The organism is Streptomyces sp. bgisy159 (assembly GCF_965341775.1).
In the GTDB taxonomy this organism is placed as follows: Bacteria; Actinomycetota; Actinomycetes; order Streptomycetales; family Streptomycetaceae; genus Streptomyces.
The window spans coordinates 1-20709 of sequence record NZ_CBDQZH010000072.1; the positions used below are offsets into that span (position 1 = coordinate 1).

19 protein-coding genes and 1 riboswitch are annotated in these 20709 nt (G+C 72.1%); of the genes, 5 read left to right on the forward strand and 14 right to left on the reverse strand.

Annotated elements, in window-relative coordinates; translation table 11 throughout:
- Window positions 1-109: 109 nt before the first annotated feature.
- The 4 genes from ACSLTV_RS34730 to ACSLTV_RS34745 are packed head-to-tail and all read right to left on the reverse strand — an operon-like array spanning window position 110 to window position 4220.
- Window positions 110-745, reverse strand: a complete 636-nt coding sequence (locus tag ACSLTV_RS34730) for a gamma carbonic anhydrase family protein (RefSeq protein ID WP_432139926.1) — start codon at window positions 743-745, stop codon at window positions 110-112.
- 36 nt (window positions 746-781) lie between these two features.
- Window positions 782-2029: an FAD-dependent monooxygenase gene (locus ACSLTV_RS34735; protein ID WP_435613593.1), complete on the reverse strand. Its 1248-nt coding sequence runs from the start codon at window positions 2027-2029 to the stop codon at window positions 782-784.
- Between the two features lie 44 nt (window positions 2030-2073).
- Window positions 2074-2631 carry a flavin reductase family protein gene (locus ACSLTV_RS34740; protein ID WP_432139928.1) on the reverse strand — a complete coding sequence of 186 codons (558 nt, stop codon included), beginning with the start codon at window positions 2629-2631 and terminating at the stop codon, window positions 2074-2076.
- A complete protein-coding gene (locus ACSLTV_RS34745) occupies window positions 2628-4220 on the reverse strand; it encodes a 4-hydroxyphenylacetate 3-hydroxylase family protein (protein WP_432139929.1) in 1593 nt (530 codons plus the stop codon). Before ACSLTV_RS34745 ends, ACSLTV_RS34740 begins: the two co-directional genes overlap by 4 nt.
- Window positions 4221-4487: 267 nt before the next feature.
- On the opposite strand from ACSLTV_RS34745, the gene ACSLTV_RS34750 reads away from it, so the two are divergent.
- The 4 genes from ACSLTV_RS34750 to ACSLTV_RS34765 all read left to right on the forward strand — a co-directional run bounded on the left by ACSLTV_RS34750 (window position 4488) and on the right by ACSLTV_RS34765 (window position 8119).
- Window positions 4488-5933, forward strand: a complete 1446-nt coding sequence (locus ACSLTV_RS34750) for a class II 3-deoxy-7-phosphoheptulonate synthase (protein ID WP_435613594.1) — start codon at window positions 4488-4490, stop codon at window positions 5931-5933.
- 83 nt (window positions 5934-6016) lie between these two features.
- A complete protein-coding gene (locus tag ACSLTV_RS34755) occupies window positions 6017-6496 on the forward strand; it encodes a MaoC family dehydratase (protein WP_432139931.1) in 480 nt (159 codons plus the stop codon).
- Window positions 6497-6642: 146 nt separating this feature from the next.
- Window positions 6643-7374 carry a TetR/AcrR family transcriptional regulator gene (locus ACSLTV_RS34760; RefSeq protein ID WP_435613595.1) on the forward strand — a complete coding sequence of 244 codons (732 nt, stop codon included), beginning with the start codon at window positions 6643-6645 and terminating at the stop codon, window positions 7372-7374.
- 13 nt (window positions 7375-7387) lie between these two features.
- The gene (locus tag ACSLTV_RS34765) at window positions 7388-8119 is read left to right on the forward strand and encodes a siderophore-interacting protein (RefSeq protein WP_432139933.1); all 732 of its coding nucleotides are present in this window, start codon (window positions 7388-7390) and stop codon (window positions 8117-8119) included.
- A 48-nt stretch (window positions 8120-8167) separates the two neighbouring features.
- Here ACSLTV_RS34765 and ACSLTV_RS34770 read toward each other — a convergent pair whose 3' ends face one another.
- From ACSLTV_RS34770 to ACSLTV_RS34795, 6 genes are all read right to left on the reverse strand, one after another.
- Entirely contained in the window at window positions 8168-9637 is a 1470-nt protein-coding gene (locus ACSLTV_RS34770) for an oxygenase MpaB family protein (RefSeq protein ID WP_432139934.1), read from the reverse strand.
- Window positions 9634-10353 carry a polyprenyl diphosphate synthase gene (uppS, locus tag ACSLTV_RS34775; protein WP_432139943.1) on the reverse strand — a complete coding sequence of 240 codons (720 nt, stop codon included), beginning with the start codon at window positions 10351-10353 and terminating at the stop codon, window positions 9634-9636. Before uppS ends, ACSLTV_RS34770 begins: the two co-directional genes overlap by 4 nt.
- A 587-nt stretch (window positions 10354-10940) precedes the next feature.
- Complete coding sequence (locus tag ACSLTV_RS34780; RefSeq protein ID WP_432139935.1) at window positions 10941-11066, reverse strand: hypothetical protein; 126 nt, start codon at window positions 11064-11066, stop codon at window positions 10941-10943.
- A gap of 89 nt (window positions 11067-11155) precedes the next feature.
- Window positions 11156-12349, reverse strand: coding sequence for an MBL fold metallo-hydrolase (locus ACSLTV_RS34785; RefSeq protein WP_432139936.1), 1194 nt, complete (start codon window positions 12347-12349; stop codon window positions 11156-11158).
- 345 nt (window positions 12350-12694) lie between these two features.
- A complete protein-coding gene (locus tag ACSLTV_RS34790) occupies window positions 12695-13480 on the reverse strand; it encodes an SGNH/GDSL hydrolase family protein (protein ID WP_432139944.1) in 786 nt (261 codons plus the stop codon).
- A gap of 212 nt (window positions 13481-13692) precedes the next feature.
- Complete coding sequence (locus ACSLTV_RS34795; RefSeq protein ID WP_432139937.1) at window positions 13693-14685, reverse strand: M23 family metallopeptidase; 993 nt, start codon at window positions 14683-14685, stop codon at window positions 13693-13695.
- Between the two features lie 4 nt (window positions 14686-14689).
- Window positions 14690-14852: riboswitch (cyclic di-AMP (ydaO/yuaA leader) on the reverse strand.
- 757 nt (window positions 14853-15609) lie between these two features.
- Here ACSLTV_RS34795 and ACSLTV_RS34800 point away from each other — a divergent pair.
- A complete protein-coding gene (locus ACSLTV_RS34800) occupies window positions 15610-16407 on the forward strand; it encodes a tyrosine-protein phosphatase (protein WP_435613596.1) in 798 nt (265 codons plus the stop codon).
- A gap of 13 nt (window positions 16408-16420) precedes the next feature.
- Here ACSLTV_RS34800 and ACSLTV_RS34805 read toward each other — a convergent pair whose 3' ends face one another.
- From ACSLTV_RS34805 to dxs, 4 genes are all read right to left on the reverse strand, one after another.
- Window positions 16421-16543, reverse strand: coding sequence for a DUF6126 family protein (locus tag ACSLTV_RS34805; RefSeq protein ID WP_432139939.1), 123 nt, complete (start codon window positions 16541-16543; stop codon window positions 16421-16423).
- Window positions 16540-17163 (reverse strand): helix-turn-helix domain-containing protein, encoded by a 624-nt coding sequence (locus ACSLTV_RS34810; protein ID WP_432139940.1) that lies wholly within the window; start codon window positions 17161-17163, stop codon window positions 16540-16542. The genes ACSLTV_RS34805 and ACSLTV_RS34810 overlap by 4 nt, the downstream gene beginning before the upstream one ends.
- Window positions 17164-17275: 112 nt before the next feature.
- The gene (locus tag ACSLTV_RS34815) at window positions 17276-18661 is read right to left on the reverse strand and encodes an aspartate aminotransferase family protein (RefSeq protein ID WP_435613597.1); all 1386 of its coding nucleotides are present in this window, start codon (window positions 18659-18661) and stop codon (window positions 17276-17278) included.
- Window positions 18658-20655, reverse strand: a complete 1998-nt coding sequence (gene dxs / locus ACSLTV_RS34820) for a 1-deoxy-D-xylulose-5-phosphate synthase (RefSeq protein WP_432139942.1) — start codon at window positions 20653-20655, stop codon at window positions 18658-18660. Before dxs ends, ACSLTV_RS34815 begins: the two co-directional genes overlap by 4 nt.
- Window positions 20656-20709 lie beyond the last annotated feature (54 nt).

A 20709-nucleotide genomic window follows, 5' to 3' on the forward strand; every position in this document is an offset into this window, starting at 1 on the left:
CCCCCCCCCCCCCCCCCCCCCCCCTCCCCCCCCCCCCTCCTCCCCCCCCCCCCCCCCCCCCCCCCCCTACGTCGTGGTGACTTCCTCCATCAGCCGCGCCGCGCCTGCCTCAACTCCCGCCACCGCTGGGGCGGGTCGACCGCCGGTACGCGTGCAAGGTGACGTGCTCGGGCTCGCCGGGCCGGGCGGGGGCGGGGGCGGCGGCGCGTTCGGTGACGGCCTGCGCCGGGTGCAGCCCGGTGAGGCAGCGCTGGGCCAGCTTCTGGTACTGGGCCGTCCCGTTGCCCTTCCAGGCGATCTCGTCGGCGGTCAGCTCGCGCACCACCTTGGCCGGGCTGCCGGCGACCAGGTGCCGCTCCGGCACCTGGAAGCGGGATTTGACGAAGCTGCCGGCGCCGACGAAGGCCTGCTCCCCCACGACGACCCCGTCCATCAGCACGGACTTCATGCCGATCAGGCTGTCCCGGCCCACCCGGCAGCCGTGCAGCACACTCCCGTGGCCGACGTGCCCGTCCTCCTCCACGACCGTGTCGGCGCCGGGGAAGCAGTGCAGGACACAGCCGTCCTGGACGTTGGAGCCCGCCCGGAGCGCGATGTGCCCGAAGTCGCCCCGCAGGCTGGCGAGGGGACCGACATAGCACCCGGGTCCGATGTCAACCGATCCGATCAGTACGGCGTCGGGGTGCACGAACGCCGTGGGATGCACGACGGGGACGTTCCCTTCGAAGGAGTAGATCCTTGCCATGTGTCTCTCACCGTTCGTCGATGGTCGTCGGGCCGGTCAGGTCGCCGCGGGCGCCGCGGGCGCCGCGGGCGCGGCCGGGTTTCGGGCCGGTGCCGCGGCCGGGCGCAGGGAGCCGAGGGGGTCGTGCCCGTGGATCCAGGCGAGGTCGTCGGGCAGGCCGGCCAGGCGGGCGTTGCGGGCCTCGGCCTCCGGCCCGTCGGGCAGTTGGAAGCAGCCGGCGTTCTTGCGGGAGCCTGCCTGCAGCAGCCGGGTGCGCGGTCGGCGAAGGCGCTCGTAGGCGCGCAGGGCCGAGGGCACACCACCGGCGTCCGTCCCCGCCAGGAGGTGGGCGAGGACCACCGCGTCCTCCAGGGCCTGGTTGGCTCCCTGTCCGTGGTGCGGCAGCATCGCGTGCGCGGCGTCGCCCAGCAGCGTCGCGTGGCCGGAGCTCCAGACGCGCTGCGGTTCCCGGTCGTACAGCGCCCAGCGGCCCGGGCGTTCGCAGGCTCCGAGGACCCCGGTGACGAACGGGTGCCAGCCGTCGAAGGCGGCCAGCAGTTCCGCGGCGTCGCCCTCCGTGGACCAGGACTCGACGGTCCAGGTGCGGTCGGGCACGACCGCCAGGAAGTTCAGCGCGCTGCCGTCGGCCACCGGGTAGGCGATGAAGTGCCGGCCCGGTCCGAGCCACAGCCACAGGACCGGCTCGGCGAGTTCGGGAAGGTGCCGCAGCCGGTCCATGGGGACCAGGGCGCGGTACCCGCTGGTCCCCGAGAACACCGCCTCGTCGGGACCGAAGAGGCTGTGGCGGACCGCGGAGTGGATGCCGTCCGCCCCGACGACCGCGTCGGCCTCCGCCTCGCTGCCGTCCTGGAAGCGGATCACCGCGCCGCCGGCCGTCTCCTCCACACCGGTGCAGCGCGCGCCGAGGCGGACGTGGTCCGTGCCCAGTTCGGCGAGCAGGGCCTGCTGGACGGCCGCCCGTTCCACGGTCCAGAAGGGGGCGCCGAAGCGTTCCTCGTACATGCCGGTGAAGCGGTGCGACACCATGGACCGGCCGGTGCGCCAGTGCCGGAAGTCGGCGCGTACGGGCTGGGCGGCCGCTGCGGCCAGCCGCTCGGCGACGCCCAGTTCCCGCAGTGCCCGGTGTCCGTTCGCGCCGATGGCGATCCCCGCTCCCAGGTGGGCCAGTTGCCGCGCCTGTTCGTGGACGACCACCTCGACGCCCTGCCGCCGCAGTCCGAGCGCGACGGCCAGGCCGCCGATACCGCCGCCCACCACGGCCACGTACGGGCGTTTCCCGGCCATGGCGTCTCCTCTCCTGTTCGCTGCTGGGGGTCGCCGGCGTGTGCTCACGTCGCCGGTGCGACCTCGGTGAAGGTGCCGCGGTGGAAGACCAGGGGCTCGTGGTCGCGGCCGACGGCGCCCAGGACCCGTCCGACGACGAGGACGTGGTCGCCGAGCGTCTGGGTGAGGTGCAGGGCGCATTCGAGCGTTCCGGGCCCGTCCGGCAGGACCAGGCAGCCGGTGTGCGGCCCGACGGCCCAGTCGGCGGCCTGCTCCACCGGCGGGCGCTGCGCCGCGGGCGTGGTGAGGACGCCGACCAGGGAGCGCGCCCGGTGGCCGAGGAACGACACGGCCCACTGGCCGGACGTCCGCACGCGCCGCAGGAAGGTCGAGTCGTCGCGCAGGTACATCGACACGAGCGGCGGGTCGAGGGAGACCGAGGTGAACGAGTTCACCGCGATGGCGTCGTGGCGTACTCCGGAGCGGGTCTCGAAGCGGGTGGACACCGCGCACACACCGGTCACGAACTGTCCGAGAACGCGCCTGAGATGGGCCTTGTCCGGCAGGACAGGGACCCCGGGCGGGGCGGCGGGTCCGCCCCGGGCGGGGGTACGGCTGGTCACCGCGCGGCCTCGACGGGGGCGGTCGCCCCGGTGTCGGGTGTGCCGGCGCCGACGACGGTGGTGTCCTCGGGGTTGATGAGGTCCGGGACCTTCCAGCCGTTCTCGTCGTACTCCGACAGGCACTGGTCGACGAGCTGCTTGTAGTCGTCGAACTTGCCGGAGGCCTGCTGGGCGTGGAGGGCCTCGAAGCGGATCTGCTCGTGGTTGCCGGCGTAGTTCATCTCGTACAGCTCCCAGCGGGCCCCGAACTCGGTGCCGACCGCGTCCCAGGCCAGCTTCATCAGCTTCACGCGGTCGATCGCCTCCACGCCCAGCCCGCGGACGTACTTGTCCAGGTAGGGCCGGACCTCGGGGTTCGACCAGTCGGCGGCGTGGGAGTTGTTGTAGATCAGCGCGCTGCCCAGGTCCCGCAGGAAGATCTCGCGCACCTTCGGGAAGACCGACGAGGACAGGACGCGGAAGGCCAGCGCGGTCTCGCCGTTGGGGGTGACGGTGCCGTCGGGCCACTTGGTGGGGTTCTCGGCCATGGAGTCGACCAGGGCCCAGAACATGTTGCGGTAGGCGAGGACCTCACCGAGCCGGCTCTGCACGCCGCGGAACTCCGAGGTGCCCGTGGTCTCCAGGCACTTGGCGAGAAGACCGGTCAGGAAGTCCATCTTCACGGCGAAGCGGACGCAGGCGTGGAACATGGCGCGGTAGAAGAAGCCGGACCCGTAGAAGAAGTTGTTCGCCTTGTCCACGTCGTAGCAGAAGACGTTCTCCCACGGGATCAGCACCTCGTCGAAGACGAGGATGCCGTCGTTCTCGTCCAGGCGGCTGCTGAGCGGCTGGTCGAAGGGGCTGCTGACGGTGGCCGAGGCGAACTCGTACGACGGCCGGGAGATGATCTTCAGGCCGGGGCTGTCGGTCGGCACGATGAAGTACGCGGAGAACTCCTTGGCGCCCTTCGGGATGACTCCGTAGCTGCCGATGAAGATGTGCTGCGTGAGCGCCGCGCCGGTGCCGACCACCTTGGCGCCGGACACCACGAGGCCGGCGTCGGTCTCCCGGTCCACCGTCAGCATCACGTCCTTGAGCTCGGTCAGCCCCCGGTTGCGGTCGATCGGCGGGTTGACGATGCCGTGGCCGATGAACAGCACGTTCTCCTGCGCCTTGCGGTACCACGCGGACGCGTTGTCCTCGAACGGCGCGTAGTGCTCCTTGTTCGACCCAAGGGTGGACAGGAACGCGGCCTTGAAGTCCGGCGTGCGGCCCAGCCAGCCGTACGTCATGCGCGCCCACTCCGTCATGGCCCGTGCGGCGGCGCGCAGGTCGCCGGAGGTGTACGGGGCCTTGAAGTAGGGGTGCGTGAAACCGCCGTTCCCGGTGTCGGTGGGGACGACCAGCCTGCTGTTGCGCTCGGGATCGTGGAGCGCGTCGAAGAGCCGGGCGACCATGCGGGAGTTGTTGCGGAAGGCCGCGTGGCTCGTGACGTCCCGCACCTTCTCGCCGTAGATCCTCACGTCCCGGCCGTCCCGGAGGCTCTCGAGGTACTCGTCCCCGGTCTGCGGGCGGGACACGGACCCGGACGGGCTGGCGGTGCTGCTCATGCGGAATCACCTTTCGAGCCGGTGGCGTGGAGAAGTGCGGCGGCGGACCGCGCCCGCCGCCGAGTGCCGACGGCGGTGTGCGCCTGCCGAAATGCTCCAGGAGTGCGACCGGCCCCGACAGTCGGCCGCTGGGGCTAGTACGCGGGTAGTAGATCCGCCCTTCTAGCCACAACGACCCACTGCCGGCGCCCGGTGGACGCGTGACAGGCTGCGCCCACCGCAAGCCCGTGCCGTGCCCTCGGAACAGAAGGCGTTGAGGTTTTCAGCGTGGAATCACTGGAGAAGGACGAGAATGCACTGTCCGAGCCCGCTGCCGAAGCGTGGCGGGCGCTGCCCGCGGCGCAACAGCCCGACTGGCCCGATCCGGCGGCTCTGCGGACGACCTTGTCGGCCCTGTCCACCGCGCCTCCCCTGGTGTTCGGCAGGGAGTGCGACACCCTGCTCGACCGTCTCGGAGAGGTGGCCCTGGGCCAGGCGTTCCTGCTGCAGGGCGGCGACTGCGCGGAGACCCTGGACTCGGTGAGCGCGGAGTCGGTCCGCAACAAGCTGGAGGTCCTTCTCCAGATGGCCGCCGTTCTGACGTACGCGGCCGGTGTCCCGGTGGTGAAGGTCGGCCGGATCGCCGGCCAGTACGCCAAGCCCCGTTCGCAGCCCACCGAGACCCGCGACGGAGTGACGCTGCCCTCGTACCGGGGCGACGCCGTCAACGGGCTGGAGTTCACGGCCGAGGCCCGCACCCCCGACCCGGCCCGGCTGGAGCGCGTCTACCACGCGTCCGCCGCGACGCTCAACCTGCTGCGCGCCTTCACCGCCGGCGGGCACGCGGACCTGCACCGGGTGCACGAGTGGAACCGTGACTTCGTGGCCCTGTCCGCCGCGGAACGCCGCTACGAGCGGCTGGCGGACGAGATCGACGCGGCGCTCGCGTTCATCCGGGCCTGCGGCATGAGCACCTCGACCCTGCGCACCACGGAGGTGTTCGCCAGCCACGAGGCGCTGCTCCTCGACTACGAGTCCACCCTGGTGCGCACGGATCCCGACACGGGGCGGCGGTACGCGCTGTCCGGACACCTGCTGTGGATCGGCGAGCGCACCCGCCAACTCGACGGCGCGCACGTCGCGTTCGCCGCCGGCGTCAGTAATCCCCTCGGCGTCAAGCTGGGGCCCGACGCCGCCGTCGACGACGTGCTGTCCCTGGTGGACCGGCTGGACCCGCGGCGCACCCCGGGCCGGCTGACGTTCATCGCGCGGATGGGGCGGGGCCGGGTGCGCGACCGGCTGCCTGCGCTGGTGGAGGCGGTGCGCTCGGAGGGCGCCCGGGTGGTGTGGGTGTGCGACCCGATGCACGGCAACACCTTCACCGCGCCGAGCGGCCACAAGAGCCGGCGTTTCGAGGACGTCCTGGACGAGATCACGGGCTTCTTCGAGGTGCACCGGGCGCTGGGCACGCATCCCGGCGGGGTGCACGTGGAGCTCACCGGCGAGGACGTCACCGAGTGCGTGGGAGGGAGCAACGCGGTCCTCTCCGGTGATCTGCACCTGCGGTACGAGACGGCGTGCGACCCGCGCCTCAACCGGGGGCAGTCGATGGACCTGGCGTTCCGGGTCGCCGAGTGGTTCAGCGCGGAGAAGCGCCGCCTCGGCCGCCCCCGCGCCGAGCCCGTCCCCGTCCGTGCCGCGAGCGTGCCGGTGTACGCGGCGTCCCTCGGCTGACTCCCCGGCCCGGCCGCTGCCGGGCCCCGAGACGCCCGAGCCCCTGAGACATCCGAGACACCCGAGACGAAGGAGCACTCACCGTGCGGCACTTCGAGCACTTCCGCGTCGGCGGCACCCATGAGCTGGGGGCCACGCGGCTCACGAGCGAGGACATCATGGACTACGCGCGCGCCTGGGACCCGATGCCCTTCCACCTGGATCCCGAGGCTGCGGCCCGCTCCCCCTTCGGCGGCCTGGTGGCCAGCGGCTGGCACACCGGTGCCGTGGTCATGGGGCAGTTCGTCCGCGCGCTGCTCGTGGACTCCGCCTGCCAGGGCTCCTACGGCATGGACGAGGTCCGGTTCCTGCGCCCGGTGCGCCCCGGTGACGAGCTGCGCGGACGGGCCACCGTGGAGGAGGCCGCGCCCCATCCCCGGCGCCCGGACACGGGCACGGTCCGTTTCGTCGTCGAGGCGGACAACCAGCGGGGCGAGCCGGTGTACCGGATGCGGACGCGGCTGCTGTTCGGCCGCGCGGAGTCCAGTGGCACCCGGCACGAGGTCGCGGGCGCACACCGCTGACGCGCCGCACGCCCATGCCCTCCCTCTGCCCCCGACTCCCGTTTCCCCTCGGACCTCCCCCGATCCGGGGGGAGACGGGGCACAAGTCCTCACCGCACAGGCGGATTCCCACCCTTTGACCATACGCACCGTTGCGTCTAGTCTAAATGCGTCGATCTTCCCGGCCGGTCCTCGCCGACCGTGCCGGGACGGGCCCCGCGGCGCGACGAGGAGGACTCGCCATCAACGCCCCACACGACAACCGGCAGTCGGCCGACGCGCCCGCGGCGCGCCCCAGGAGTGGTCCGCGGCGCAGCGAGGCCGCCCGGGTCGCGGTCCTGCGGGCCGCCGACGACCTGCTGATGGACGTCGGCTTCCACGCGATGACGGTGAGCGCGATCGCCGAACGAGCGGGAGTGGCCAAGCAGACCATCTACCGGTGGTGGCGGTCGAAGGTGGCCATCCTCCTCGACGTCCTGGAGGAGGACCTGCACGACAAGGCGTCCTGGCCGGAGCTACCGGACTCCGCGCAGGCCGCCCTGGAGCAGCATGCGACGCACCTGAGCCGGGTCTTCACCCAGTCCCCCACCGGCCACGTCCTGTTCGTGCTCATCGGCCACGCCCTGCACGACCCGACGACCGCCGAGGTCCTGCGCGACCAGGTGCTGGACCGGCAGCGGCAGTACGACCGTGCCCGCGTCCGGCAGGCCCTGGCCTCCCTCCCCCGCGCCGCGGTGAGCCGGAACGAGACGGACCAGCTCCTCGACCTGCTCGTCGGTCCCGCCTTCCACCGGGCCTTCACGACGGGCCAGCCGCTGGACCCGCGGTTCGTCGAGCGCCTGACCGCCACCGTCCTGGCCCGCCGACCCGAGGTCTCGTCGGCCGCCCCCTCCCTCTGAAGGACTGTTCCCCATGTTCCGCACCCGTCGCGCCCGCTACACCGCCACAGTGGAAGCGGTCTCCCTGATCGCCCCGCGCATGGCCCGCATCACCCTGGGAGGGCCCGGCATGTCCGCCTTCCACTGCGACGAACCGACGCAGTGGGTGAAGCTGTTCGTGACCGATCCCCTCGACGGTCGGACGGCCGGCCGCGCCTACACGGTGCGCCACCACTCCCCCGCCGGACCCCGCGTCGACATCGACGTGGTGCTGCACGGCAACGGTCCGGCCGCGCGCTGGGCCGAGACCGCCCGCAAGGGCGAGGAGGTCTCCTTCGGCGGCCCCAAGGGGTCCTTCCGCCCCGCTCCCGACACCGGCTTCTACCTCCTGGCGGGCGACGAGAGCGCCCAGCCCGCGGTCCTCACCATCGCCGAGAACCTGCCACCCGGCATGCGGGGCGCCGTCTACCTGGAGGTGGCGGGCCCCGAGGCGGAGATCGCGGTGAGCCTCCCGGCCGGCCTGGACCTCGTGTGGGTGCACCGGGGCGCGGGCCGGGCCAAGGGCGAGGCACTGCGCGACGCCGTCCTCGAGGCCGCCGTGCCGCCCGAGCGCGTCGCCGCGTGGGCCGCGGGGGAGTCCGGCGCCGTCAGGGACATCCGCCGCCACTTCACGGAAACCCTCGGCCTGGACCGCGGGCGCGCCTACGCGAAGGGCTACTGGAAGCGGGACGAGGCGGACCACCGCGATCCCCTGGCCTCGGACTAACAACGCTTCGTCAGGTCCGGTCTTGCCGTCGGTTCGGGCGCCGATGCGTCAGGCGTCGGCCAGGAGGGGGTCGTACGGGGTGCCCGGGCGACGCCCTGACATGAAGGAGAGGAAGTCGCCCACGAAGGCGCTGCGGCCGTAGGTTCCGTGGGTCGTGGTCAGGTCGCGGTGGAAGGCGGTACGGAAGAGCGCCCGGTACTCGTCCGCGTCGACGGTTCCGTTGCCGTCCTTGTCGGTGGCGTCGAAGAGGACCTCGGCGACGCGGATGAGCGCGGGGCCCGCGAGGGAAGCGACGGCACTGCCGTACTCGTCGGCGCTGACGCGACCGTCACCGTCCGTGTCGAGGGCGGCCTGGAGTTCGCGCCACCAGGCGGCGAAGGCGTCGTAGAGCCGAGTCTCCTCGGGTTCGTCCAGATCGAGTCGGGTGGCCAGCTCGCGTGCCATGGCGGCGAGGTCGGGCCAGTCGAGGTAGCCGTCCCCGGTCTGGTCCAACACCTTGCGGAAGAACTCCGCAGCCGAACGCCGACTGCCTCCCGGGTCCGCCGAAGGTGCCGCATCCGCGTCGGGGGGAAGGTCCTCACTCAGCGGCGTGAGCAGCCGGAGGAGAGCCGATGCGCGCTTCATACGGGAACCAAGAGCGGTCATGGCCCGGGCGCGGGGGTCGTCGCCGCCGGGTGAGAGGGAGAGCGTCTCGATGATGCTCTCGGCGTTGAGCCAGCCCTGTGGCAGGAAGCGGGCCAGTCCGGCGGTGAGATAGGCGCCCTGCATGAGGAGCGCCGCGCCGGGCACCTCCGGCAGCCCGGCCCGGCGCCGGTACGGCTCGGGAAGCGACGCGACGGTGATCGCGCCGAGGAGCGGACCGACGACTGCCCGGCCGGCCGCCCACAGCGTCGGCGCGCCGTCGAACAGCGCCGGAGCGGGCAGGTGATCGAAGAGCCGGTAGAGGATGACGCGGGCCGCCTCGGTGTTCTCCAACTGGTTCTCGACGACGCCGTCGAAGTACCGCCAGAAGTCGTTCAGGTCCTCGGGAAGCTCGGCGGCGTCGCCGTCGAGCGCGGCGAGGAACGTGCGGTACTCGGCGTACATCCGCTCCATCGTGTCCTGGTCGAGCGGCTGGCCGCTCAGCCGGCACATCGTGACCGCGCTCTCGAAGAGGGTGGCGACCACCCAGGCCCGGGTCGCCCGGTCCATCGCGTCGTAGGCGCGGCCGCGGGAATCGGAACCGCTCATCCGGGCGTGCAATCGGTTGAGCCGCGCTGCTTCGCGTTGGCGCACCACCGGGTCGGTGCCGAACATGCGGCGCATGCTGAAGAAGGTGTTGCGCAGCCGGCGCCAGGGATGGGCCACGAAGGTGGAGTTGTCTACGAGGGCAGCGCCGATCTGCGGGTGAGCGGCTTCCAGCACCGTCGCGCGGATCAGGGCCAGCGCCCAGCGCGGGTCGTCGAAGAAGGCGCCGAACTGTGAATCCGGGCCGAACAGGGGAGTCCGGTCGGCCGCATCCGTGGTGACGGTCGTCATGAGGGGTCTCCGTGGGTCCGGGGCGGCACGCCGCCGAAGCGGCGGTCGCGGCGCCGGTAGGTCTGCAGGCAGGCTCGGAAGTCGGGGGCGCGGAAGTCCGGCCAGAGCACCTCGGGGAAGACCCACTCGGCGTAGGCGACGTGCCAGAGCATGAAATTGGAGATGCGCTGCTCGCCGGAGGTGCGGATGACCAGGTCCACATCGGGGGTGTCGGGGAACGGCAGGTGCTCCGCGAAGAGCCGCTCGGTCACCTCGTCGGCGGGCGTCCCGGCGCGGATCAGCGACTTCGCGGCCTCGACGATGTCCCGACGCCCCCCGTGGTCGAAGGCGACGGTCAGCGTCATCCCCCGGTTCTCGGCGGTCAACGTCGTCAGATCCTCGAAGTCCCGGGCCAGCGCGCGCGGAATACGCGGATCGGCGACCCCGAGGAAGCGGCAGCGGACGCCACGGGCCAGCAGCAACGGCGCGTGCTTGCGCACGACCCGGCGCACCAGACGCATCAGGAACTCGACCTCGGGCCCAGGACGCTTCCAGTTCTCGGTGGAGAAGGCATACAGGCTGAGCCACTGGACACCGGCGGCACGGGCTGCCTCGATGATGTCGATGACGGTGGTCTCAGCAGCCCGGTGCCCGTCCGTGCGAGGGAGCGAACGTCGCTGCGCCCAGCGGCCGTTGCCGTCCATCACACAGGCCACATGACGCGGCAGCGCACGCACCGGCCGACCGTCCTGCCGCTCCCCGTCGAGCCCACGGCCGCCGCCCTCCCGCTCCTCCTCCGCCACGCGTTCCCGGGGGACGACGTGGTCCCGCATGCCCGGCCCCGTCTCACCCGGAGCGGCGGAATCGGCCGCACGGTCGTCGGTCACGCCCACCCCCTCACCTCCCCGCCGCGCTCACGCATGCACGGCCCGGGCCTCCTCTGCCAGAGTCTGGCAGCGGGGCAGGGACCGGACCGGCCGTATGACGGCTTGTCACCCGTGAGGCGTACGTTCGGATCTGCGGCTCGTCGTCACCCGGCTGATGCCCCCGCAGGGCGCGACGCCGCTCTCTCCGCGGTTGCCGGGGCGGCCGAGCCGGCGGCCGCCGGCGCTTGACGGCGTTCAAGGCGAGGCCGGGGCGTGGTGCGTACCGGGAAGCCCAGCGCGTTCGCATCGCGCACGCGCGATGACCACCGGCGGGCCCTCACCGTCACCACCGGCTATGGGACAGCCCCGCTCGCTGGACAGCCCCTCCGCCGGGGAGGACGCCCTCCGGCGACGGCCGCCCGACCCGTGTCCGCAGCACGTCCTCTTCCTCAAGGCCGTCAGACACAGCGGATTCCCGGCTCCCGCTCCTCGTTGCGCTGTCCGCCGGTCCGCTCGACCGCGAGGAAGCCGTGCGGCTCGTGTGGCCCCCCGGTCCAGCCGGAGCCGAGATCACTGCCCGCCACGATCGCCACACGAGCTGTCGCCGGCAGTCAGGGGCCGGGAGACGCCCCCCGCATCCGGGCCGTCTCCCCCGGCTCGTCCCCCAACCACGTCACCGCTCGCCCGCGAGGTCGAGATCACCCCTGCTCGTCTCGGCCGCGCCCTCAGCGCGTCGGGGACGGCGCCACGGACGGGCGATCGGACCGGACACCGCCCGCCACCACGCCTCCACCGGCAGCCTTCCCGCCGGCTCGAACGGCTCACCGGGCCGCGGGAACGCCACCGCCTGCCCCACCGCCTCGGCCGCGTCCTTGGTCCACTCCCCCGGCTCCGCCCACGCGTGCGGGGCCAGGTTGAACGTGGCCCAGTGGATCGGCAGCAGCACTCCGGCCGGGCCGCCCTGGAGGTCGAGATGCGCGCGCACGGCCTCCTCGGGCGTCATGTGGATGTCGGGCCAGAACTCGCTGTACGCACCCAGCTGGATCATCGTGGCGTCGAACGGGCCATGGGCCGCGCCGATGTCCCGGAAACCGTCGAAGAAGCCCGTGTCGCCGCTGTGGTAGACGCGGTGCTCGGCTCCGGCGACGGCCCAGGACGCCCAGAGCGTGTGCTGGGTGTTGCGCAGGCCGCGGCCGCAGAAGTGGCGGGCCGGGGTGGCGGTGAGGGTGAGCCCGGCGACCTCCGTGGCCTCGTGCCAGTCCAGCTCGCGCAGCCGGTCGGCGGAGACCCCCCAGCGCTCCAGGTGGGCGCCGACGCCGAGCGGAACGGCGAAGACGGTGTCGGTGCCGGCCAGCGCCTTGATCGTGGGCAGGTCCAGGTGGTCGTAGTGGTCGTGGGAGATCACGACGACGTCGACCGGGCCGAGCGCGGCCAGCGGCAGCGGGACCGGGTGCAGCCGCTTGGGCCCGGCGAAGGCGAACGGGGAGCAGCGCTGCCCCCAGACCGGGTCGAACAGCACCCGCCGGCCGTCGATCTCCGCGAGCACGCTGGAGTGGCCCATCCACGTCAGGCGAAGCCCGGTGACCGCCGGGCGGGCGAGGTCGGCCAGCGTGGTGGCGTGCACCGGGACGGTGCCGGTGGGGGTACGGCGGGCGCGGGCCTCCTTGTCGAAGAAGAACGTCCTGGCGAAGTCCCCCGTCGAGCCGGAGGGGCGGGTGCGGGTCGGACCGCCGGGGTTCTGGAAGACCCCGTCCTTGAAGTGGGGCGATCTGCGGATCCGCGCCATGCGCGCACCGCTCGGGTCCGCGCCGAAGCCCTCGGGCCGCAGCGCACGGAGCCCGGGGCCCGGGGAACGGAAACCGGCCACTGTACCTCCAGGTGGAGTCGTCGGGCGTTCCATTATGGTCCGCCCGTCCGACAAGCGGGTCGGGCGCCGCCCGCCCTGGCCGGAGACCGCCGGTGCGGTACCGCGGACGAGCGTGGGGTTCACGCACCGCGGCGGGCGTCCCCGCACGCGGGGACGAGGGGACGTGGACGCGTCGAGGGGACCGCACTGTGCACGGCGCCGCGCGGGGAGACGGGCGGCGCGGACGGACGTCACAGCCGCGCTGACCGGTCGCGGGCGGGAGCGACCGGTCGCGGGCGGGAGCGGCCGCCGACGGCGCCCGGGAGCGGCACCGGTCGGCGGCGCTCCCGGGCGGGATCGCCGCCGTCAGGCGACGGCGGCGATCCGCATCCTGATGTCGTCGGGCGACAGCGCGCCCTTGGCGGTCACGTGGTCGCCGGAGGACTCCCCGCGCAGTCGTCGCCCGATCCACGGCACCAGATACTCGCGGGCCCACTGGACGTCGTCCTTGCGGACCTCAAGGGTGCCGCGCGGCGGCAGCGGGGGCCAGGGCTGCTCCGGGTCGGCCGGCACCCGCAGGCCGAGGGCCTGCCCGGCGCGCAGCGCCACGCGCGTGTGGCCCTCGGGGGACAGATGGAGCCGGTCGTCGTCCCAGGCCCGGCGGTCCTGCACGGACCTCAGCGACCACAGGTCGAGCACCGGACAGCCGTACCGGTCGGCGATGGCGCGCACATGCCCGTTGTAGGTCGCGATCTTGCCGCGCAGGTGCTTGAGCACCGGGACGCCGCGGGTGTCGAAGCCGGTGGTCACCAGTACCTTGCCTGCCGTCCCGGTCAGCGCCGCCACGGCGCGTTCGAACCGCTCGGCGACCTCGTCGGGGTCGGTGCCGGGGCGGATGATGTCGTTTCCACCCGCGCAGAACGACACCAGGTCCGGGGCCAGTTCGACGGCGCGCGGGAGCTGGTCCGCCATGATCTGGTCGAGCAGTTTCCCGCGGACGGCGAGGTTGGTGTAGCGGAAGTCGCCCTCGGGCCGCCGGTCGGCGAGGAGCACCGCGAGCCGGTCGGCCCAGCCGACGAACGCTCCGTCGGGGCCGGGGTCGCCGACGCCCTCGGTGAAGCTGTCCCCCACCGCCACGTACGACCCGATCACTGATCTGCTGTCACTCTTCGAATCGTCTGCCACAGCAGTTCATGATTCACCGTGGAATGTGACCTACGCGACCGTAGGCAGGGATTGACGGACGGTGAGATAAGCCACGTCCCAATACTTCGTCAAGCGGGGAATACCGAGGCCGGAACCCGGCCCCGGGTACACCGAAGGCCGGACCCAGGGGATCGGGGTCCGGCCTTCGGCAGCGGGGGTCAGCCGACGGAGACGCCGTGCGAGCGCAGGTAGGCGACGGGGTCGATGTCCGAGCCGTAGTTCGGCGTGGTGCGGATCTCGAAGTGCAGGTGCGGGCCGGTCACGTTGCCGGTCGCGCCCGACAGGCCGACCTGCTGGCCGGCGCTCACCGACTGCCCGGCCGAGACGGACAGCGAGGAGAGGTGGGCGTACTGGGCGTAATAGCCGTCGGCGAGCCGGATGACGACCTGGTTGCCGTACGCGCCGCCCCAGCCCGCGGAGACGACCGTGCCCGCGCCGACGGCCTTGAGGGAGGTACCGGTCGGGACGACGAAGTCGACACCGGTGTGGTAGCCGCTGGACCACATGCTGCCGGCGGTGCGGTACGCGGTGCCGACGGTGGCGCCGGAGACGGGTGCGGAGAACCCGCCGGCGGACGTGGCGGCCTGCGTCGTGGTCGACGCCTTGGCGGACGCCGCCGACTCGGAGGGCTTCGAGGACTTCGACGCGGTGCTCTTCGACGACTTCGAGGCGGTGGTCTTCGACGACTTCGACGCCTTCTTGGGGGCGGTCTTCGCCGGCTTCTTCGCGGCGCCGTCCGTCGACGCGGCCTTCTTGCCGATCGACAGCTTCAGGCCGGGGTGGATCAGCGACGGGTCGTCGCCGACGGCCTCGCGGTTGTCGCGGTAGAGCCGCTGCCAGCCGCCGCTGACCCGCTGCTCGTTCGCGATCTTGGAAAGGTAGTCACCGGAGCGGACGGTGTAGATCCGCGCGGCGGCCTTCTTCTCCGCGCCCTTCTCGGCGGCGGTCTGCTGGGCGGCGGCCTTCTGCGCGACCGGCACGGCCGTGACGGCCTTCTCGGCGACCGAGGCGACCGACTCGTTCGTCGCCGCGTGGGCGCCGGTCGCGCCGAACAGCGGAAGGGCGAGAGCCGCGCCGCCGGTTCCGGCGACGGCGAGGGAACGGGTGAGGCGCTGGGCCTTCGGACGGCGGTGCTTACCCTTCGCGGGCATGGCGAATTCCTCTCCGGCGCCTGCGAGGTGAGCTGTCGGGTGCGGGCTGGAGATGCCCGGCCGCGCCGAGGGCGCTGCTTTACCCCTAGCCGTTCCGGGAACCGGAACAGGCGGTGAAACCTGTGGGTCCCCCGCTCCTGCCGTACACGGGTGGGTGGGTGCGGGCTCCGGGCGGCGGCAGGATTAGGCGTCCGTCCGGATCGGTGGTGAACGTAAGCGACCACGACGTGCGGAAACAAGCAGAGGTTGCACCGACGGTGCCTTTCCTTCGCGTTCCGGAGGGAATTCCCCGTCACCCTGCGTGCAACAAAGCGACGGCCATTCCGATGAATCACCTTGAAAGAGAACTGCATTACGTGGACATGACGCGCAACACTCGGTCACCGGTATGACGATGCTCACGTGACGCGGCTCCAGCTTTCGCTCCTGCACGACGAGTTGGAGCGAAAGAAGCTATAAAGTGTTAATTAGGACAGAGCACTCAGATGCGACGCAGCAGGACAACCACCACTTCGAAGTCACCCGCAGCCCGGTCCGCAGACTGGGACGCGACAGCACCTCTCGGCGCATTTCACCCATTTCGCGGCATTCGCACGACGCCGTGGAGTGCGGCCCGCACAGCCGGACCGCCGGAGCGGGTTCGCCGTGTCGCTGCGACCGGAGCCAGTGAAGCGACTTACCGTCCCCGGTCAGCCGCAGGGCGTAACCACGCGTGGACCGCGAGAGCAGCGCCGTCCGGCCGTCTTCCGCGATCTGGCGGAGCGCTCGGGCACCGGCCTGTGGACAACTCCTGACGCCGCCATGACGCCTCCGCACGCCTGTGGACAACCCGTTGCCCCAGGCGAGCGATGCCGTAAGGTCGAGAGCGTCCCGTCGGCCCACCCGTGAGCCGCGCCGACCGGGAGCGACAGGGAGGGAGCCCCCGTGACGCAGCAGATCCCGTCGACCGAGCACCGACTGGCAGGCGTACGCAACTTCCGTGACGTGGGCGGGCTGCCGACCGCGGACGGTCGGCGGGTGCGGCACGGCGTACTGTTCCGCAGCGGCCACCTGGCGCACGCGACCGACGAGGACGCGGCGTTCCTGGGCAAGCTGGGTCTGCACACCGTCTTCGACTTCCGCAACGCGGCGGACCAGAAGCTGGAGGGCCCGGACGTCGAACTGCCGGGCGTGCGCAATGTGAACCTGCCGCTGTCGGACCCGGCCGACGGCGCGGAGTTCTGGAAGATGGTCCGCGACGGGGACATCGAGCAACTGCGCGGCATCCTGGGCGACGGCAAGGCGGCCGACCGGATGATCGTGTCGTACCGCACGATCATCAAGGAGCGTACGGGCGAGCACGCGCGGGTGCTGCACGCGCTGGCGCAGGACAGCGTCCCGGCGCTGATGCACTGTGCAGCGGGCAAGGACCGCGCGGGGCTGTCGGTGGCCGTCACCCTGCTGGCGGTGAACGTCGAGCGGGAGGCGATCCTCGCCGACTACCTGGAGTCCAACGCCAAGCACCGCCGCTACAAGGTGCACCGCAGCGGCAGCGCCGCGGGCGCCTACTCGCCCGAGGTCATGGAGCTGCTCTCGCCCCTCTTCGACGCCCGCGCCGAGTACCTGACGGCGGCCTTCGAGACCATCGAGGAGACCTGGGGCGGGGTCGACGCCTATCTGGAGCGCGGCCTCGGTGTCACCGACGAGACGCGCGAGCGCCTGCGCGAGCGGCTGCTGGACTGAGCCGCCGGCCCGCTCACCCGTCGGCGCCGACCGTGAAGAGCAGCCAGATGAAGGCGGCGAAGAGGTGCCCCACCGCGATGTAGATGATCAGCCGGATCCACAGGGTCCGGGGGAACTTCTCCTCCAGGTCGCTCATGGCGTCTCTCCATGGGTGGGGCCGAGGCACAGGGCGGCCGTCGGACTCTGCAGCAGGGTGTGGACGAACAGCAGCTCCACACCGTCCGCGTCCTGGGCGGCGATGCGGTGCGGGGTCAGGGAGTCGAAGTGCGCGCTGTCTCCGGGCGCGAGCCGGTGGGCGGTGTCCCCGAGACGCAGCAGGAGGCGGCCCGTGAGGACGTACAACCACTCCTCGCCGGGGTGCACGCGCACGATGTCGCCCTGCGTTCCGTGCGGCACCCGCACCCGCAGGGCCTGCATGCCGCGTCCGGGCGCGCCGGCCTGCCAGTACGTCCACCCTCCGGCGGCGGTGGGTTCCATGTCGCCTGCGCGTACGACGGCGTCCCGGTCGGCGACCGTCTCGCCGAGCAGTTCCGAGACGGTCGTGCCGTAGACGCGGGCCAGGGCCAGCAGCATCGGCAGCGACGGCTGGCGCCGCCCGGTCTCCAGCCGGGACAGGTGCGCGGGCGACAGTCCGGCGGCGCCCGCCGCGGCCTCCAGCGTGAGGCCGGCGCGGCGGCGCAAGGCGCGCAGGTGCGGCGCCACGACGGGCAGGGCGCCCCCGGATGTGTCCGGGAGCCCCGTCTCGGAGGAACTCATGGCTCCATTCAGCCGGACCCTTGCCTGCGGGGCAAATTTCTTGCCTCAGAGGCAAAAGAGTGGCGGGACCCCGGCATCGCTCCGCCGGGCGTCGGCGCGCGGCCCGGACGGGTCAGCGCTGGGCGACCGCCTGCTTGATCAGTGTCCTGCCGAAGTCCCAGATCAGTCCACCGCCGCTGTGGGCGTCGTCCATCACCTCGGTGAAGGCGGTGACGAACCGGTCCACCTCCTCCTCGCCGATGACCAGCGGCGGAATCAGTTTGATGACCTCCAGATGGTCGCCGGAGACCTGGGTGAGGATCCGGTGCCGCTGCAGCAGCGGTACGACGACCATCTGCGCGAACAGGCCCTTGCGGGCTGCCTGGAGCATCGCCCAGCGGCTGCGCAGCTTCAGGGAGCGGGGCCTGCCGAACTCAATGCCGATCATCAGCCCCCGACCACGCACGTCGGCGAGCAGTTCGTACTTCTCGGTCAGGGCCGCGAGCCGGGACTTCAACAGCTCGCCGGTGGCGCGGACCTTGGCGACGATCTGCTCCTCCTCCATCACCGTCAGCACCGCGAGGCCCGCCGCCATGGCCTGCGCGTTGGCGCCGAAGCTCGCCGAGTGGACCAGCACGCGGTCCATGGACGAGTAGACCTTCTTGAAGATCCAGTCCTTGCCGAGGGTCGCGCCCACCGGCACGTAGCCGCCGGAGAGGGCCTTGGCCACGCACACCAGGTCCGGCTCCACCCCTTCCTCGTGCTGGTGGGCGTAGAAGTCGCCGGTGCGGCCGAGCCCGGTCTGCACCTCGTCGGCGATCAGCAGCGCCTTGTGCCGGTGGAGCAGTTCCTGCGCGGCGCGCAGATAGCCGGGCGGTGCCTCGTGCACGCCCTTGCCCTGGATCGGCTCCACGATCAGCGCGGCGACGTCGCCCTTGCGCACCTCGGCGGCCAGCGCGTCGAGATCGCCGAGCGGTACGGCGGTGTCGGGCAGCAGGGGCGCGAAGCCGTCCCGGAAGCCGGATTCGCCGTTGACGGACAGCGACCCGGTGGTCAGGCCGTGGAAGGCGTGGTCGCAGTAGAGGATCCTCGGCCTCCCGGTGGCATATCGGGCGAACTTCAGCGCCGTCTCCACCGCCTCCGTGCCGCTGTTGGCGAAGAAGACCCGGTCCAGGTGCGGGCTGTGGGCGAGCAGCTTCTCGGCGAGCAGCCCGGGCAGCGGCTGGCAGTCGAAGCGGGTGAGATCGGCGAGGTTCAGGTCCAGCACGTCGTGCAGCGCCTTGCGCACCACCGGATGGTGCCGGCCGAGCCCCATCACCCCGAACCCGGCGAGCATGTCGAGGTAGTCGTCACCGTCGGCGTCCCAGAAGTAGGCGCCCTCGGCCCGCTCGTACACCTTGTCGAAGCCGATGGTGTGCAGCATGCGCGGCAGTTGGTGGTTGAGGTACCTGCCGTGCAGCTCGTACCGCTCGCCGCTCCGCTCGGCCAGCAACGCGCCCAGATCGAACTCGCCGGTCATTCCCGCTCCTTGACAGAACTGTCGGCATCGACGCCCTTCAGTGCGGCGGGGAACCGCGCGACGCGCTCCGACGGCGCCCCGGACGGCGGGCGGTCTTCCGCGGCACCGCCGATCCCCTCCTCGGCGTCCCGCACCGCGAGGCTCGCGCTGATGCGTCCGGCGATCTCCACCGGCGTGAGCCCGATGTCGGCCAGCACCTCGCTCCGTTTGGCGTGCGCGAGGAACTGCTCCGGGATCCCGAACCGGCGCACCGGTACGTCGACGTCCGCGTCGCCGAGCGCGAGTGCCACGGCCGAGCCGACACCGGCCGCCCGGCTGTTGTCCTCCACGACCGCCACCAGGCGGTGCGTGGCGGCGAGGACGGGCAGCTCCGGGTCGACGGGCTTGACCCAGCGCGGGTCGACGACCGTGCAGCCGATGCCGCGGACCCGGAGCAGTTCGGCGGCGCGGAGGCAGACCGGTGCCATGACGCCGACGGCGACCAGCAGCACCTCCGGACGGTCCGCGCGGTGCAGGACGTCCATCCCGCCGAGGCGGTCGACGGCCGGCACGGGCGGGCCCGCCGACTCCTTGGGGAAGCGCACCAGCGTGGGCGCGTCGTCGACGGCGACCGCCTCCCGCAACTGCAGCCGCAACTGGTCGGCGTCACGCGGAGCGGCGATCCTCAGGCCCGGCACGACCTGCAGCACGGACAGGTCCCACATGCCGTTGTGGGAGGGTCCGTCGGTGCCGGTCACCCCGGCCCGGTCCAGGACGAACGTCACCCCGCAGCGGTGCAGGGCCACGTCCATCAGCAGCTGGTCGAAGGCCCGGTTGAGGAAGGTGGCGTAGACGGCGACCACGGGGTGGAGCCCGCCGGTGGCCAGTCCGGCGGCGCTGACGGCGGCGTGCTGCTCGGCAATGCCGACGTCCCAGACCCGGTCCGGGAAGCGCGCGGCGAACTTGCCCAGGCCGACCGGGTGCAGCATCGCCGCGGTGATCGCCACCACGTCCTCGCGCTCCTCGCCGATCCGGACCATCTCCTCGCCGAACACGGAGGTCCAGGACGGTCCGCCGGCGGGTGCGAGGGGTTCGCAGGTCAGCGGGTCCATCGCGCCGACGGTGTGGAAGTGGTCCTCCTCGTGGGCGAGGGCGGGCTCGTAGCCGCGGCCCTTCTCGGTGAGGCAGTGCACGAGCACCGGACCGTGGAATCGCTTGGCGCGGCGCAGCGCGGACTCCACGGCCAGGACGTCGTGGCCGTCGATGGGGCCGACATACTTCAGCCCGAGGTCCTCGAACATGCCCTGGGGTGCGAAGGCGTCCTTGAAGCCCTTCTTCGCTCCGTGCAGGGACTCGTAGATCGTGCCGCCGACGAGGGGGGTGCGCAGCAGCACGTCTTTTCCCCAGGCGAGGACCTTCTCGTACCCGTCGGTGGTGCGCAGGGTCGCCAGGTGGTCGGCCAGGCCGCCTATCGTGGGCGCGTAGGAGCGTTCGTTGTCGTTGACGACGATGATCAGCGGCCGGTCCTTGGCGGCCGCGATGTTGTTCAGCGCCTCCCAGGCCATGCCGCCGGTGAGCGCACCGTCCCCGGTGACCGCGACGACGTGGCCTTTCTCGCCCTGCACCCGGCGGGCCTTGGCGAGACCGTCGGCCCAGCCGAGGGCGGTGGAGGCGTGGCTGTTCTCGATGACGTCGTGCACGGACTCCTCGCGGGAGGGGTAGCCGGACAGACCGCCCTTGCCGCGCAGCTTGGAGAAATCCTGACGCCCTGTCAGCAGCTTGTGCACATAGCTCTGGTGACCGGTGTCCCACAGGATCCGGTCGACCGGCGACTCGAAGACCCGGTGGAGCGCGATGGTCAGTTCCACCACCCCCAGATTGGGCCCGAGGTGACCGCCGGTCCTGGCCACCGCGTGGACCAGGAACTCCCTGATCTCCTCGGACAGTTCGCGCAGTTCCGCCTCGGCAAGCGCCTTCAGGTCGCGTGGTCCCCGGATGGTCTCCAGAATGGTCACGCTCGGGCCCCCTCTCGGTCCGTGCCTTTCGTGCCTCTTCCTCAGCTCACTTCG

Excerpts from the sequence above, each read along its gene's own strand:
- ACSLTV_RS34760 (WP_435613595.1), top strand. The coding sequence starts at position 6,643 with ATGCGTCGATCTTCCCGGCCGGTCCTCGCCGACCGTGCCGGGACGGGC.
- ACSLTV_RS34795 (WP_432139937.1), bottom strand. The coding sequence starts at position 14,685 with ATGCCCGCGAAGGGTAAGCACCGCCGTCCGAAGGCCCAGCGCCTCACC.
- ACSLTV_RS34810 (WP_432139940.1), bottom strand. The coding sequence starts at position 17,163 with ATGAGTTCCTCCGAGACGGGGCTCCCGGACACATCCGGGGGCGCCCTG.
- ACSLTV_RS34805 (WP_432139939.1), bottom strand. The coding sequence starts at position 16,543 with ATGAGCGACCTGGAGGAGAAGTTCCCCCGGACCCTGTGGATCCGGCTG.
- ACSLTV_RS34765 (WP_432139933.1), top strand. The coding sequence starts at position 7,388 with ATGTTCCGCACCCGTCGCGCCCGCTACACCGCCACAGTGGAAGCGGTC.
- ACSLTV_RS34770 (WP_432139934.1), bottom strand. The coding sequence starts at position 9,637 with ATGACGACCGTCACCACGGATGCGGCCGACCGGACTCCCCTGTTCGGC.
- ACSLTV_RS34730 (WP_432139926.1), bottom strand. The coding sequence starts at position 745 with ATGGCAAGGATCTACTCCTTCGAAGGGAACGTCCCCGTCGTGCATCCC.
- ACSLTV_RS34735 (WP_435613593.1), bottom strand. The coding sequence starts at position 2,029 with ATGGCCGGGAAACGCCCGTACGTGGCCGTGGTGGGCGGCGGTATCGGC.
- ACSLTV_RS34745 (WP_432139929.1), bottom strand. The coding sequence starts at position 4,220 with ATGAGCAGCACCGCCAGCCCGTCCGGGTCCGTGTCCCGCCCGCAGACC.
- ACSLTV_RS34815 (WP_435613597.1), bottom strand. The coding sequence starts at position 18,661 with ATGACCGGCGAGTTCGATCTGGGCGCGTTGCTGGCCGAGCGGAGCGGC.